We start from the raw sequence: 14,989 nt of genomic DNA, 5'->3' as shown, positions 1-14,989 counted from the left end.
CTAGATGATCACTGCGGATCGCCACACCACGGCACGACAGCAACACCTCGACCCGTCCTTCTTCGTCTGAGCGAGCCACGCCGGCGCCAGCGCCGTGGTGCAACAGTCAGACTCGATACCCGACACTTCAGCCAGGAACCCATCTCCGATGTCGATCCTCGTCGCCATTAACCATAAAACCGAATACCGCTTCGACCGTCCGGTCAACCTCGCGCCGCATGTCGTGCGCCTGCGCCCGGCACCGCACTGCCGCACGCCGATCCGTTCCTATTCGCTGAAGGTCGAACCCGCCGAGCATTTCATCAACTGGCAGCAGGACGCCTTCGGCAACTACCTGGCACGGCTGGTCTTTCCCGAGAAGGCCAAGACGCTGACGGTCGAGGTCGACGTGATCGCCGAGATGATCACGATCAACCCGTTCGACTTCTTTCTCGAAGACTACGCCTTCTATTATCCCTTCGCGTACGAGCCCGACCTGCGCAAGGAGCTGGCGCCCTACCTTGAAGTGACGGAGAGCGGACCGCTGCTGACCGAATGGCTCTCGGCCGTGGACCGGACCAAGCGCGAGACGGTCTACTTCCTCGTCGATCTGAACCAGCGTCTCCAGCAGGACATCAACTATGTCATCCGCATGGAGGTCGGGGTCCAGACCTGCGAAGAAACCCTGACTCGGCGTCTGGGCTCCTGCCGCGATACCGCCTGGCTGCTGGTGCAGATCCTGCGCCACCTGGGTCTGGCCGCGCGTTTCGTCTCCGGTTATCTGGTGCAGTTGACGGCGGACGTGAAATCGCTCGACGGCCCGTCCGGTCCGGAGGCCGACTTCACCGACCTGCACGCCTGGGCCGAGGTCTATGTGCCGGGTGCCGGCTGGATCGGGCTCGACCCGACCTCCGGTTTGTTTGCCGGCGAAGGTCACATCCCGCTCGCCTGCTCCCCGGCACCGCGCAGCGCCGCACCCATCACGGGCGCGACGGACAAGTGCGAGGTCGAGCTCTATTTCCACAACGAGATCACGCGCATCCACGAGGACCCGCGCGTCACCAAGCCCTACACCGACGAGCAGTGGGCCGCGATCGAGTCGCTCGGCCATCAGGTCGATGCCGAGCTCAAGGCCAACGACGTGCGCCTGACCATGGGGGGCGAGCCGACCTTCGTCTCGATCGACGACATGGACGGTGCGGAGTGGAACATCGCAGCCCTCGGCCCGACCAAGAAGATCCTGGCCGAGGACCTGATGCTACGCCTCAAGCGCCGTTTCGCACCTGGCGGGCTTCTGCACATCGGACAGGGCAAGTGGTATCCGGGCGAGCAGCTGCCGCGCTGGGCGTTGTCCTGTTTCTGGCGCAAGGACGGACAACCGGTCTGGCGCAACCCGGAGTTGTTCGGCCTGGAGAACACAGAATACGGGCACGGGCCTGCGGAGGCCGAGACCTTCGTGCGCACGCTGGCCCGTCACCTGGGCGTGGATCCGAGCTTCGCGTCGGAGGCCCATGAAGACGTCTTCTACTATCTCTGGAAAGAGGCACGCCTGCCGGCAAACGTCGACCCGCTCGACAACAAGCTCAAGGACCCCAATGAACGCAAGCGTCTGACGCGGCTCTTCCAACAGGGCCTGAACCGCGTCGCGGGCTATGTGCTGCCGCTGCGCTGGTGGGGATTCGGTGCCGAGGGGCGCTGGAAGAGCGGGCGATGGACCTTCCGCGACGGCAACCTCTTCCTGATCCCGGGCGACTCTCCGATGGGCTTCCGCCTGCCCCTGGATGCCCTGCCCCACGTCCCCGAGGCCGAGCTGGATCAAGTGCCCGAGCGCAACCCCTTCGAGCCCGTCACGGCGCTGCGCTCGCCCTTCGACGAGGTGGCGCGCCGTTACACGCGTCCGGGCGAGCCGGCACAAGCGCCGCAGACGATCCGCGAGCAGGGGCACCGACCGCAGGATCTTGCCGCGCACTACGGGCGTGTGACGCCTCCGGACGAGTCGCACCAGTCGCTGCACCTGCAGGTGGCTCTGCCGGACGAGCTGCATCCGGACCTGATCCGCACAGCGCTATGCATCGAGCCGCGCGATGGCCGGCTCTACTGCTTCATGCCCCCGCTGACCCATCTCGAGCATTGGCTTGATCTGGTGATCTGTCTCGAGGACACGGCCGCCGAGCTCGAGATGCCCATCATCATCGAGGGCTACGAGCCTCCGCGCGACCATCGGCTCCAGAAGCTGGCGGTCACACCCGACCCCGGCGTCATCGAGGTCAACATCCATCCGTCCGAGAGCTGGGACGACATGGTGCGCGACACCCAGATCCTCTACGAAGAGGCACGCCAGGCGCGGCTCGGCACCGAGAAGTTCATGCTCGACGGACGCCACACGGGCACCGGCGGCGGCAACCACGTCACCCTCGGCGGCCCGACCCCGGCGGACAGCCCGCTCCTGCGCAAGCCCGACCTGGTGCAGAGCCTGATCGGCTATTGGCAGCATCACCCGAGCCTGTCCTATCTCTTCTCGGGGATGTTCATCGGCCCGACCAGCCAGGCACCGCGGGTCGACGAGGCGCGCGACGACCGGCTCTACGAGCTCGACATCGCCTTCCAGCAGATGCCGCCCGGCGAGGTGCCGCAGCCCTGGGTGGTCGATCGGGTGCTGCGCAACCTGCTGACCGACGTCACAGGCAACACACACCGCACCGAGTTCTGCATCGACAAGCTCTACTCGCCCGACAGCGCATCCGGGCGTCAGGGCCTGGTGGAGTTCCGCGCCTTCGAGATGCCGCCGCACGCGCGCATGAGCCTCGCCCAGATGCTCCTGCTGCGCACACTGGTCGCGCGCTTCTGGAAGGAGCCCTACCGTCGCAAGCCCGTACGCTGGGGCACCGAGCTGCATGATCGCTTCCTGCTGCCCCATTTCGTGCGGCAGGACTTCGACGACGTCATCTGCGATCTTCAACGCGCCGGCTATCCGTTCGACCCGGCCTGGTTCGATCCCTTCTTCGAGTTCCGCTTCCCGCACTACGGGGATCTGGTCACCGAAAACGGCATCGACATGGAGCTGCGCGCGGCCATCGAGCCTTGGCATGTCCTGGGCGAAGAGGTCACGGCGCAGGGCACGGCCCGCTTCGTCGACAGCTCGGTGGAGCGCATGCAGGTGAAGGTCAACGGCATGGTCGGCGACCGTCATGTGCTCGTGTGCAACGGCCGGCGTGTCCCGTTGCGCCCGACCGGTCGCAAGGCCGAATTCGTCGCCGGGATCCGCTTCAAGGCGTGGAGCCCGCCGTCCGGTCTACACCCGACCATTCCCTCGCACAGCCCGCTTCTGTTCGAGATCGTCGATCTGTGGAACCGCGCGAGCCTGGGCGGCTGCACCTACTATGTCGCCCATCCCGGCGGTCGCAGCGAGAGCAACTTCCCGGTCAACAGCTACGAGGCGGAGAGTCGGCGTATCGCACGCTTCCGCTTGATGGGACACACCCCGGGGCCGATCGACCCGCCGCCGCATGAGCCGGCCGGCGATCATCCCTATACGCTGGATCTGAGGTACAAGCCGGGGTGCTGAGCTAAACCGCGTCAGGAGCGGACGTCGAAGCCCGGCTGATATATATCGCCGGGTGGAGACCACAAGGTCCGAGCAGGACACAATCGAGGAGAAGCAGACTGCCTTTCGTCTCGCCGGGGTGTTGATCGCGCCGCTTCATGCAGCTCCTCCAGAAATCGACTCCTACGCTTTATCGTTGCCATGACAGACCTCCGCAATCTCGCCTGTGGTCTGACGACACTTGGCATCAGGCAACCCGCGCGATTCGGTCCATCTCGTCGCTCAGTGCATCGCTTGCCTGTTCCAGATCGTATTTGCTCTGCAAAGACATCCAGAATGCCGGGGTCGTGCCGAAGTAGCGACCAAGCCGCAATGCCATATCGGCGGTGATTCCTTGAGCACCGGCGATAACGGCGTCAAGGCGGCTAGCCGGGATGCGTAGGTCTGCTGCCGCGCGATCAGAATCGATGCCAAGCTCGTTCAGGAACTCCGACAGGTGCTCGCCGGGGTGAACAGGTGCGATGTCGCGTATGGGCATTGTGGTAAAGGCCTCAGTGATAATCCGTGATCTCGACCTCGACGGCATCGCCGTCGTGCCAGACAAAACAAATCCTCCACTGGTCGTTGATGCGGATGCTCCACTGCCCGGCGCGGTTTCCGACCAACGCCTCGAGACGGTGAGACGGCGGCAGGCGCAGATCGTCCAATGCCGATGCCGCATCGATACGGTCGAGTCGCATCTTGGCGCGACGCTGGATCTCCGGTGGGAACCGCCGCGAGCGCCGGCCTTGGGCGATCAACTCGGTTTCTTTGCAGCGGAACGCCTTGATCATGCCACGGATTCTCATGCGTCCCCTTGGGCGGCGTCAACTAGGAACCCTCCACGCAAATCATCAAACCGTCGGTCTGGATGACGCGGCACACTCTGGAGATGCTAACTTTCGAGTGAGTTCGACGTTTGGTGCATCCGCTGCCCTTAGCGGGGGACGCGGTTTAGAACCCTTTCGGGGCTCTATTACAGTTTGGATCGGGGACATGGTCTCTACACCCGCCCCGCAAGCAGCCAAGGCGACACATTCGGCATGACCCGCAGCGCGCCGCACCGGCGTGGCATGGTAACCTTTCAACCTCGCTTTCACCCCCCGATCGATCGCTCATAGCGACAGGCATCGGGTTCCCTGTTTCCCGGAGACCAAGCACCATGTCGACCGCCCCGAGCCGTACACTCGAGACCTTTCCCAACCCCCAGCCCGAGCGTGACTACAGCATCCGGATCCAGATCCCGGAGTTCACCTGTCTGTGTCCCAAGACAGGCCAGCCGGACTTTGCCGAGCTGACCCTGGAGTATGTCCCGGAGGCGCGTTGCGTGGAGCTCAAGGCGCTGAAGCTCTATGTCTGGACCTACCGCGATCAGGGCGCCTTTCACGAGGCGGTCACCAACCAGATCCTCGGCGATCTGGTGGCGGCGACCGAGCCGCGTTTCATGCGTCTGACCGCGGCCTTCAATGTCCGAGGAGGCATCTATACGACCGTGGTCGCCGAGCATCGCGCCGCCGGTTGGCGTCCCGCGGATCCCGTCCAGCTCCCCTGATCCGCGCGGATCTCCGGCAGGGATTCCGAAGCGCGATGACCACGGGCGGACGATCGACAGCCGGGTACGCTTGGATCGGCATCGATCTCGGCACATCCGGGTGTCGCGCCCTGGCGATCGACGAAGGCGGCCGCGAGCTGGCTTCGGCAAGCACCCCTCTTCCGGAACCGCTGAGCACGGCTCCCGGCCAGTACGCGCAAGATCCCGAGCTGTGGTGGCAGGCTGTGCTCGGCATCCTGACGCAGCTCGGCGCCGCGCTGCCCGACCGGGAGCCGGTTGCCATCTGTCTCGATGCGACCTCCGCGACCCTTCTGCTCGCGACGCCGAACGGCAAGCTCTGCGGACCCGCGCTCATGTACAACGACCGGCGCGCGGTTGCGGAAGTGGCCCTGATCGACCGGGTGGCCCCGACCGATAGCCCGGCTCGCGGCCCGAGCGCGAGCCTCGCCAAGCTCATGCATCTGAGCCGGCAGTACCCGCATTGCACGGCTGCACTGGCGCTGCACCAAGCAGACTGGATCATCGGGCGCCTCACCGGGCACCATGGCGTCAGCGACTGGAACAATGCCTTGAAGCTGGGGTACGACGCCGAGCGTTTGTGCTGGCCGGATTGGGTATCGGCGTTGATCCCCGACGGGATCCAACTGCCGCATATCGTGTCCCCGGGTGATCCGATCGGGCCCCTCGACGCAACACTCGCGAACCGGCTCGGCTGGCCGTCGAGCATTCAGGTTCTTGCCGGGACAACGGACAGCACGGCTGCGGTGATCGCCGCCGGGGCGACAGAGCCGGGGGATGCGGTGACCTGTCTGGGGAGCACGCTGGTCCTGAAGATCCTATCGGAGCGCCCTGTGACGGCGTCGGCCTTCGGGATCTACAGCCATCGCTTCGGCGACGCCTGGCTGGTCGGGGGCGCATCCAACAGCGGCGGAGCGGTCTTGCGCAGGTTCTTCAGCGACGCGGAGATCGTCTCGCTCAGCCTCCGCATCGATCCCGAGCGCCCATCCGGCCTGGACTATTACCCGCTCATCGGACCCGGCGAGCGCTTCCCGAGGAACGATCCCGACCTGGCACCCCGTCTCTCGCCGCGCTCAAGCGAGCCACGGGACTTCCTGCAGGGTCTTCTGGAAGGCATCGCCCGCATCGAGGCGGAAGGCTACGCGCGGTTGGCCGAGCTGGGTGCACCGCTGCCTCGGCGGATCACGAGCATCGGAGGCGGCGCAGCGAATCCGACCTGGACGGCAATGCGCGCCCGTATCCTCGGGATCCCGGTGACAAGTGCCGAGCATCAGGATGCCGCTTACGGTGTCGCTCTGCTGGCCCTGCGTCGCACCGGCCCCGCGCCCGACACATCGGATCGAATGGAGACGTCTCGTGCGGGATTGGTATCGCCCGTGCGATCGACCAAAAAGGATCGCTTCAAGCCACCAGGGCTCAGGTGCGGATCTTGGAAGGATCGCCAAGGCCGAGAGCGCCGAGAAGAGTAGCGCGCCATCATGACAAGGTCGAGATCCGGCGACCGACGATGCCTTTGAAATTATGTACTGAATCCAGTGTGGATATGCACGCGCCACACGCCAACTGTCGGCCGTCGCCGACATGACGGGTCTCGGGTCGCTGCCTCCTGCCGGACGCTCGACCGCACGCGGACGTGCGATCAGTCGATCCGAGGCGCATCCACGTAACGATCGCGCGCCGCCTTGGCTCGCTCGAAGATGGCCAGCAAGCGCTCACCGTCGGCGCTGCGAATGCTCTCGGCGAGATCGGTCATCTCGATGCCGAAGCGCGCCAGCATGGCGCCCAGTGCCTCGCGATTGGCGAGACAGATGTCGCGCCACATGACCGGATTGCTCGAAGCGATGCGGGTGAAGTCTCGGAAACCGCCGGCGGCATAGCGAAAGATCTCGTCGTTCTCGCGCATGCGTGCCAGCGCATCGACCAGCCCGAAGGCGAGCATGTGGGGCAGATGGCTGGTGGCGGCGAGCACCTCGTCGTGATGGGCGACCGACATAGAGGTGACCTCGGCCCCGCAGGTCCCCCACATCGCGGTGACGCGTGCGAGTGCATCGGCTTCGGTCTCGGGCAACGGGGTCAGGATGACACGGCGCTGACGGTACAGATCGGCAAGGGACGCCTCCACACCACTGTGCTCCGTGCCGGCGATCGGATGGCCGGGGACCAGCCGCGGCGGCACGCAGCCGAAGACGCCGATCGCATCCGCCACGACGCTGCCTTTCACACTACCCCCGTCGGTCACCACCGCCGCCGGGTCGAGTCGGTCCCGGATCGCCTCGAAGACCCCGCGCATGGCGCCGAGCGGCACGGAGACGAACACCATATCGGCGCCCGCGACCGCCTCGGCGGGATCCTGCGTCAGGACATCGATCACGCCCAACTCACGGGCGCGCTCCAGGTTGGCAAGCCCGCGCCCGCAGCCGACGACCTGCCTCACCGCGCCGGCCTCGCGCAGGGCTCGGGCGAGAGAGCCTCCGATCAGTCCAACCCCGATGATCGCCAGGCGCTCGATCATGGTGCGAGGATATCCTCGAGCGCCGCGATACAGCGGGCGTTCTCGGCCTCGAGACCGATGCTGATGCGTAGGTGGTTGGGCAGACCGTAATTGCCGACCGGTCGCACGATGACGCCGCGCTTCAAAAGATCCTGATTCACCGGGCCGGCCGGGCGGCCGACATCGACCGTGATGAAGTTGCCGACCGACGGGATGTACGCGAGCTCCATCCGCTTGAAGGCATCGAGGTATTGCCTCATCCCCGTACGGTTGAGTTCGACCGACGCACGCACATGCTCGCGATCGCCGATTGCAGCGACTGCGGCGGCCTGAGCGAAGGCGTTGACGTTGAAGGGCTGACGCACCCGATTCAGCAGATCCGCCACCCGCGGATCGCTCAGTCCGTAACCGACCCGCAGCGCGGCCAAACCATGGGCCTTGGCGAAGGTCCGGGTCACGATGAGATTCGGAAAACGATCGAGCCAGTGCGTCGCATCCGGGAAGTCCGGCTCGCCGACATACTCCGTGTAAGCCTCGTCGATCACGACGATGCAGGTGCGCGGCATGGCCTCGATGAATGACTTCAGCGGTGCGGCGGCCAGCCAGGTTCCGGTCGGATTGTTCGGATTCGCAATCCAGACCACGCGGGTCTTTGCCGTCACGAGACTCGCCAGCGCGTCGAGATCGTTGCCGTAGTCGCGCGCCTTGGCGACACGCGCGGTCGCACCGACCGCCTGGGTGGCGATGGGGTAGACTGCAAAGGCATGCTCGGAGAAGACCGACTCCGCGCCAGGACACAGGAAGGTCCGGGCGATCAGATCGAGCACGTCGTTGGATCCATTTCCGATCGTGACCGCACTCTGCGGGACATCATGGAACTCGGCGAGCACGCGCCGCAGCTCGAAGCCGCCGCCATCGGGATAACGACCGATCTCGCCCATCAGGCCGGCGATCGCCTCGCGCGCACGGAGGCCGGGGCCCAGAGGATTCTCGTTCGAGGCCAGCTTGACCGAGTCGCGAATACCGAGCTCGCGCTCGAGTTCCGAGACCGGCTTGCCGGGGACGTAAGGGGTGAGCCCGGCGATTCCGGGGGCGGTGAGAGGAAGGAATGGATTGTCTTGGACAGTCATGAGCGGGATTCAAGTTCCAGATTTGGTGTTTCGTTGTTCTCGGTCGACAAATCAACCGAAGGCTCGACATGGGAGGCGGTCGCGATCGAAAAGCCTGCATACCGGACGCACCCCGAAGGCTCAAAGCACCGCCAGTGGATAAGACCCGAGCACCTTGAACAGCAGAGACGACTGTCTGAGGTTCTCCAACGCGAGCGCGACCTTCGGGTCGTCCCTGTGGCCCATGATGTCGATGAAGAAGACATAGTCCCAGATGCCGCGGCGCGAAGGGCGCGACTCGATGCGGGTCATGCTGATGCCGTGGGCGGCCAAGGGTGTCAGCAGATTATGGAGACCGCCGGCCTGGTTGCGGCAGGACAGCAGCAGGCTGGTCTTGTCCTGGCCTTGGCCGCTGGGTCGGGCGTCCTGCTGGCCGATGACGAGGAAGCGGGTGGTGTTGCCGGGTTCGTCCTCGATGCGTTCGGCAAGCACCTTGAGTCCGTAGATCTCGGCGGCTTGCAGACCCGCGACGGCTGCGGCGTCCTCTTCGGTCGCAGCCGTGCGTGCGGCCTCGGCGTTGCTGCCGACGGCGACGCGCTCGGCGTTCGGGAGATGGCGGTCGAGCCAGCCGCGGCACTGCGCCAGAGATTGTTGATGCGAATAGACCGTGCGGATGGCGCAGAGATCCTCGGTCACGCTCATCAGGTGATGGTGGATCCGCAGACTCACCTCGCCGGTGATCATGAGCGGCGAGGTCATGAACATGTCCAGGGTGTGACTGACCACGCCCTCGGTGGAATTCTCGACCGGGACGACACCGAAATCGCAGGAACCCGCTTCGACCTCGCGGAAGATCTCCCCGATGGTCGCCAAGGCGAAGGTCTTCACCGAATGGCCGAAGTGCTTGATCGCCGCGGCCTGAGTGAAGGTCCCGGCCGGGCCGAGATAGGCGACGTTGAGCGGGCGCTCGAGCGCCAGACAGGCGGACATGATCTCGCGAAAGAGCCGCGCGACCTCTTCGCCGTCGAGCGGACCCGGATTGGCTGCCTTGATGCGACGCAGAACCGCGACCTCGCGCTCCGGCCGGTAGAACTGCACCTGGTTGCCGTCGGCTGCCGCCTTGATATGAGCGACCTGTTGGGCGCAGCGGGCACGCTCGCTGATCAGACCGAGCAGCTCTGAATCGATCGCGTCGATCCGGTTGCGCACGTCCTCCAGTGCGTCGCCCTTTGCGCTGTTTTGCTCCATCAGTCGTTCCGTTCCCGCGTCCCGAGACACCGCACCGAGAGGACGCCGTCGATCGAGCGAAGTTGCTGCACCGTATCGTCAGGACAACGTTGGTCGATATCGATCAGGGTCACCGCCACGTCGCCGCGCGAGCGATTGAGCATATCCAGGATATTCAGTCCGGCAGCCGCCAGATCGGTCGAGATCTGGCCGACCATATTGGGCACGTTGCTGTTGACGATCGCCATGCGATAGCCGCCGTTGCGCGGGAGATTGATCTCGGGGAAGTTGACCGAGTTGGTCACGTTGCCGTTCTCCAGATAATCCCGAACCTGCTCCGCGACCATGACGGCGCAGTTCTCCTCCGCCTCCCTGGTCGAGGCACCGAGATGCGGCAGGGTGATCACCCGCGGATGGTCCTTCAAGAGGTTGCTCGGAAAGTCGCAACAATAGGCATAGAGGTGTCCCTGGTCCAGTGCGGTGACGACGGCGTCGTCGTCGATGATCCCGTCGCGCGAGAAGTTCAGCAGCACGGCGCCCTTGCGCAGGGTGCGCAGACGCTCCGCGTTGATCATGCGCCGTGTGTCGTCGGTGAGCGGGACGTGGAAGGTGACAAAGTCGGAGCGCGAAAGCAGATCATCGATGCTCAACGCCGGCTGTACGTCGCTCTCGAGCTGCCAGGCGCGCTGGACCGTGATGGTCGGGTCGTAGCCGACGACGCGCATCCCGAGCGAGCGCGCCGCATTGGCGACCTTCACCCCGATTGCACCGAGACCGATAACACCCAGGGTGCGGCCCGGCAGCTCGAAGCCCACGAACTGCTTCTTGCCCGCCTCGACCGCCTGATGGATGAATGTGTCGTCGCCTTCGAGCTCACGCGCGAAGCGCCAGGCCTGACCGATGTTGCGCGCCGCGATCAACATGCCGGCGATCACCAGCTCCTTGACGGCATTGGCGTTGGCACCCGGCGCGTTGAAGACCGCCACGCCGCGCGCCGTCATGGCCTCGACCGGGACATTGTTGGTCCCGGCGCCGGCGCGCCCGATCGCCTGGACACTCGGCGGGATCTCCGACGCCTGCATCTTAGCCGAGCGCACCAGGATGGCATCGGGATGGGTGATCTCCGAGGCAACCTCGTAGCGGTCCCGCGGCAACCGGTCGAGCCCGACGACCGCGATATTATTAAGCGTCTGTATTTTGAACACTGAATCGCGTCCTGAGTGATAAACGGATATGGATTGGAGGAGCGAACGTCGCGCGCGTCAACTGGCCTTTGAGCCGACGCGATTCAGAATAATGGATTTTAAAATCTGAACCGCGTCGGTGCCGGGGGCCGAAGTGACATGCGGGGCCAAGCCGATGCGCCGACCGTGCATATCACATCGGGGACGCGATCCATCAGCCGTGCTTGCGCTCGAACTCCTGCATGAAACCGACCAGCGCCTCGACGCCTTCCTGCGGCATGGCATTGTAGATGCTGGCGCGCATGCCGCCGACCGAGCGATGGCCCTTGAGTGTGGTCAGGTTCGCGGCCTTGGCCTCTTTGATGAAGGTATCGTCCAGCTCGGGGTTCGCGAGCGTGAAGGGGACGTTCATCCAGGAGCGCGAGGCCGGCTCGACCGGGTTCTTGAAGAAACCCGAATCATCGATCGTCTTGTAGAGGAGCTCGGCCTTGCGCGCGTTGATCTTGCCCATTGTCTCCAGACCGCCGATGCCCTTCAACCAGTCGAATACCAGCCCGGCGAGATACCAGGCGTAGGTCGGCGGGGTGTTGTACATGGAGTCGTTGTCGGCCTGGACCTTGTAATCGAGCATGGTCGGCGTCGCGGGCAAGGTTTGACCGAGCAGATCCTCGCGGACGATCACGATGACGAGGCCGGCCGGGCCGATGTTCTTCTGGGCGCCGGCATAGATGAGCCCGAAGCGCGAGACATCGATCGGACGCGACAGGATGGTCGAGGACATGTCCGCAACCAGGGGCTTGTCGCCGACATCCGGGACATAGGGAAACTCGACGCCCTCGATGGTCTCGTTGGGGGTGTAGTGAACGTAGGCGGCAGCGTCGCTCAGGGTCAGCTCGCCCTGAGCGGGCGCGCGGGTGAAGCGTTCGGCCTCGGTGCTGGCGGCGACGTGGACCTGACCGTAGCGGCGCGCCTCGGCGATCGCCTTCTTCGACCAGGAGCCGGTGTTCAGATAGTCAGCACTGGCCGCGCCGCGCAGCAGATTCATCGGGATGGCGGCAAACTGGGTGGATGCCCCGCCCTGCAGGAAGAGGACCTTGTAGTTGCTCGGGACCGCCAGGAGTTCGCGCAGATCGGTCTCGGCTTGGGCCGCGATCGACATGAATTCCTTGCCGCGATGACTCATCTCGGCGACACACATGCCGCTGCCGCGCCACTCGAGCATCTCGTCGCGCGCCCTGCTCAGGACAGGCTCAGGAAGCATTGCAGGGCCGGCACTGAAGTTGTAAACCCGAGCCATTCTGTGATCTCCGTTAAACCGCGCACGGCGCGGTATGCGATGTGTTTGGATGGGATCGGCCCCGGCAGCCTTGACGACCGCTGGAGCCGGAGCGGTTTAAGAGTTTAAAAAAAACATTTCAAACGCGTCCCCGCTAAGGGCCGTGGATGCACCAAACGGCGAAGGCGCAAAGGGCGCGATGCGATTCGGGTTCCGATCTGTTGCGTCATCATGCCGATGGATGGCGCGGTTGTCGATTTGCCGGTGTCGTGCGTGAGTACCGCCGAAGACGCACGCCCCCGTCACATTGCGCAATCCGCAAACCGGCAAAAACGGTTACGAAGCCTCCGGATCGTTGTCGGGATCGGCATCGGGAGACTGGTCATCATCGGTCGGCTCGTCCGGGTCCTGATCCTCGGCGAGGTCCCCGTTGCCCTCTTTATCGCCCTCCAGCGCCACGATCCGCTCGAGATACACGAGCCGCTCGCCCTCGCCGAGATTGATCAGCTTAACCCCTTGGGCGCTGCGACCCACGATCGGGATCTGATCGATCGGGGTGCGAATCAGGGTGCCGCCCTCGGTGATGAGCATGATCTCGTCGCCGGGGCGCACCAGTACGGCACCGACCTGGGCGCCGTTGCGCGCGGAGGTGCTGATGCCGATCACGCCCTTGGTGCCGCGACCCTTGGTCGGGAAGTCCTCGACGCGGGTGCGCTTGCCGTAGCCGTTTTCGGTGACGCTGAGCACGGTGCCGGGTTCGGCAACCAGGAGCGAGATGACCTTCTGGCCGGGCGCGAGCTGCACACCGCGCACGCCATGCGCAGTGCGTCCCATCCCGCGCACCGCCTCCTCGCTGAACCGCACCGCCTTGCCGGCTGAAGTGAAGAGCATGAGGTCCTGCTTGCCGTCGGTGATGGCCACGCCGATCAGGACCTCGTCCTCGTGTAGACCGATCGCGATGATGCCGCGCGACAGAGGCCGCGAGAAGTCGTCGAGCGGGGTCTTCTTGACGGTGCCGGCGCTGGTCGCCATGAAGACGAAATAACCGGACTCGTAGTCGCGCACCGGCAACACGGCGTTGATGCGCTCGCCCGGCTCCAGCGGCAGGAGGTTGACCATCGGCCGACCCCGCGCGCCGCGACCGGCCTGCGGCAGCTCGTAGACCTTGAGCCAGTAGACCCGACCGCGGCTGGAGAAGCAGAGCACGGTGTCGCGCGAGTTGGCGACGAAGATACGGTCGATGAAATCCTCTTCCTTGAAGGAGGTCGCGCTCTTGCCCTTGCCGCCACGCCGCTGCGCCTGATAGTCGCTGATCGGTTGGGCCTTCACGTAGCCTTGGTGCGACATGGTGACCACGACCTCTTCGGGCGCGATCATGTCTTCGAGCGTGAGGTCGGTATGGTCGACCTGGATCTCGGTGCGCCGATCGTCGCCGAACTGATCCCGAATCGCCGTAAGCTCCTCGCGGATCACATCCATAAGGCGATCCGATTCGGAGAGGATCATCAGGAGGGCGGCGATCTTGTCGAGGATCTCCTTGAACTCGTCGAGGATCTTGTCCTGCTCCAGACCGGTCAGGCGCTGGAGCTGCAGATCCAGGATCGCCTTGGCCTGGCGCTCGCTCAACCGATAGCCCCCGTCGACCAGGCCGAAGGCGGCCTCGAGCTCCTCGGGACGGGTGTGCTCGGCGCCCGCGCGCTCGAGCATGCCGGTGACCGAGCCGGGTGCCCAGGTGCGCTCCATCATGCGCTCGCGCGCCTCGGCCGGGTTGGCCGACGCCTTGATCAGGGCGATGATCTCGTCGATGTTCGCCAGCGCGATCGCATAGCCCTCCAAGACGTGGGCACGATCGCGCGCCTTGCGCAGCTCGAAGAGTGTGCGGCGCGTCACCACGTCGCGGCGGTGACGGATGAAATATTCGAGGATCTGCTTGAGATTCAGGGTGCGCGGCTGGCCGTCGACCAGGGCGACCATATTGATGCCGAAGACCTGCTGCATCTGGGTGTGCTGGTAGAGATTGGCCAGCAGCACCTCGGCGTAGGCGTCGCGCTTGAGCTCGATGACGACGCGCATCCCGTCCTTGTCGGACTCGTCGCGCAGACCGTCCTGGGCGATGCCCTCGATCTTCTTTTCCTTCACCAGCTCGGCGATGCGCTCGAGCAGCCGCGCCTTGTTGACCTGGTAAGGCAGCTCGGTGACGACAATCGCCTCGCGTCCGCTGCGTTTCTGGACCTCGATCATGGTGCGGGCACGGATGACCGCACGGCCGCGCCCGGTCCGATAGGCCTCGCGGATGCCGCGCACGCCGTTGATGAGCGCCGCGGTCGGGAAATCCGGGCCGGGCACCAGCGCCATCAGCTCTTCGATCGTGATCGCCGGGTTGTCGATCAGCGCCAGACAGGCGTCGATCACCTCGCGCAGATTGTGCGGCGGGATGTNNTGGTGGCCATGCCCACCGCGATACCCGAGGAGCCGTTGACCAGCAGATTCGGGAAACGCGCCGGGAGCACGACCGGCTCATGCTCGGTATTGTCGTAGTTGGGGATGAAGTCGACCGTGTCCTTGTCGAG

General features: G+C 64.9%; 10 protein-coding genes and 1 pseudogene. 3 read left to right on the top strand and 8 right to left on the bottom strand.

Annotated features, from left to right (window positions below; genetic code table 11):
- The first annotated feature begins 148 nt into the window (after positions 1–148).
- A complete protein-coding gene (locus B4N44_RS04285; protein WP_296697252.1) occupies positions 149–3,544 on the top strand; it encodes a DUF2126 domain-containing protein in 3,396 nt (1,131 codons plus the stop codon).
- Positions 3,545–3,770: 226 nt separating this feature from the next.
- Here B4N44_RS04285 and B4N44_RS04280 read toward each other — a convergent pair whose 3' ends face one another.
- On the bottom strand, positions 3,771–4,061 hold the full coding sequence (locus B4N44_RS04280; RefSeq protein ID WP_296697250.1) for a HigA family addiction module antitoxin: 291 nt from the start codon (positions 4,059–4,061) through the stop codon (positions 3,771–3,773).
- 13 nt (positions 4,062–4,074) lie between these two features.
- Complete coding sequence (locus B4N44_RS04275; RefSeq protein ID WP_296697248.1) at positions 4,075–4,356, bottom strand: type II toxin-antitoxin system RelE/ParE family toxin; 282 nt, start codon at positions 4,354–4,356, stop codon at positions 4,075–4,077.
- Positions 4,357–4,724: 368 nt separating this feature from the next.
- On the opposite strand from B4N44_RS04275, the gene queF reads away from it, so the two are divergent.
- Entirely contained in the window at positions 4,725–5,114 is a 390-nt protein-coding gene (gene queF / locus B4N44_RS04270) for a preQ(1) synthase (protein ID WP_296697245.1), read from the top strand.
- Between the two features lie 35 nt (positions 5,115–5,149).
- Positions 5,150–6,601 (top strand): FGGY-family carbohydrate kinase, encoded by a 1,452-nt coding sequence (locus B4N44_RS04265; RefSeq protein WP_296697243.1) that lies wholly within the window; start codon positions 5,150–5,152, stop codon positions 6,599–6,601.
- Positions 6,602–6,771: 170 nt separating this feature from the next.
- Here B4N44_RS04265 and B4N44_RS04260 read toward each other — a convergent pair whose 3' ends face one another.
- From B4N44_RS04260 to gyrA, 6 genes and pseudogenes are all read right to left on the bottom strand, one after another.
- Positions 6,772–7,644, bottom strand: a complete 873-nt coding sequence (locus B4N44_RS04260; protein ID WP_296697241.1) for a prephenate dehydrogenase — start codon at positions 7,642–7,644, stop codon at positions 6,772–6,774.
- The gene (gene hisC / locus B4N44_RS04255) at positions 7,641–8,753 is read right to left on the bottom strand and encodes a histidinol-phosphate transaminase (RefSeq protein WP_296697240.1); all 1,113 of its coding nucleotides are present in this window, start codon (positions 8,751–8,753) and stop codon (positions 7,641–7,643) included. Before hisC ends, B4N44_RS04260 begins: the two co-directional genes overlap by 4 nt.
- A 120-nt stretch (positions 8,754–8,873) precedes the next feature.
- Positions 8,874–9,980 carry a prephenate dehydratase gene (pheA, locus tag B4N44_RS04250; protein ID WP_296697238.1) on the bottom strand — a complete coding sequence of 369 codons (1,107 nt, stop codon included), beginning with the start codon at positions 9,978–9,980 and terminating at the stop codon, positions 8,874–8,876.
- Entirely contained in the window at positions 9,980–11,164 is a 1,185-nt protein-coding gene (locus B4N44_RS04245; RefSeq protein ID WP_296697236.1) for a phosphoglycerate dehydrogenase, read from the bottom strand. Before B4N44_RS04245 ends, pheA begins: the two co-directional genes overlap by 1 nt.
- Positions 11,165–11,357: 193 nt before the next feature.
- Positions 11,358–12,440, bottom strand: a complete 1,083-nt coding sequence (serC, locus tag B4N44_RS04240) for a 3-phosphoserine/phosphohydroxythreonine transaminase (RefSeq protein ID WP_296697235.1) — start codon at positions 12,438–12,440, stop codon at positions 11,358–11,360.
- 315 nt (positions 12,441–12,755) lie between these two features.
- A pseudogene (gene gyrA / locus B4N44_RS04235) lies at positions 12,756–14,989 on the bottom strand (DNA gyrase subunit A); the annotation flags it as partial.

The sequence above is a fragment of the Thiocapsa sp. UBA6158 genome, from assembly GCF_002423035.1.
Classification (GTDB): domain Bacteria; phylum Pseudomonadota; class Gammaproteobacteria; order Chromatiales; family Chromatiaceae; genus Thiocapsa.
Note: the sequence above shows the minus strand (reverse complement) of the source record. Positions and strands in the feature narration are given on the sequence as shown.

Bases quoted from the DNA above. Each gene is read 5' to 3' on its own strand.
- pheA (WP_296697238.1), bottom strand. From the start codon at position 9,980: ATGGAGCAAAACAGCGCAAAGGGCGACGCACTGGAGGACGTGCGCAAC.
- serC (WP_296697235.1), bottom strand. From the start codon at position 12,440: ATGGCTCGGGTTTACAACTTCAGTGCCGGCCCTGCAATGCTTCCTGAG.
- hisC (WP_296697240.1), bottom strand. From the start codon at position 8,753: ATGACTGTCCAAGACAATCCATTCCTTCCTCTCACCGCCCCCGGAATC.
- B4N44_RS04275 (WP_296697248.1), bottom strand. From the start codon at position 4,356: ATGATCAAGGCGTTCCGCTGCAAAGAAACCGAGTTGATCGCCCAAGGC.
- B4N44_RS04265 (WP_296697243.1), top strand. From the start codon at position 5,150: ATGACCACGGGCGGACGATCGACAGCCGGGTACGCTTGGATCGGCATC.
- queF (WP_296697245.1), top strand. From the start codon at position 4,725: ATGTCGACCGCCCCGAGCCGTACACTCGAGACCTTTCCCAACCCCCAG.
- B4N44_RS04285 (WP_296697252.1), top strand. From the start codon at position 149: ATGTCGATCCTCGTCGCCATTAACCATAAAACCGAATACCGCTTCGAC.
- B4N44_RS04280 (WP_296697250.1), bottom strand. From the start codon at position 4,061: ATGCCCATACGCGACATCGCACCTGTTCACCCCGGCGAGCACCTGTCG.
- B4N44_RS04260 (WP_296697241.1), bottom strand. From the start codon at position 7,644: ATGATCGAGCGCCTGGCGATCATCGGGGTTGGACTGATCGGAGGCTCT.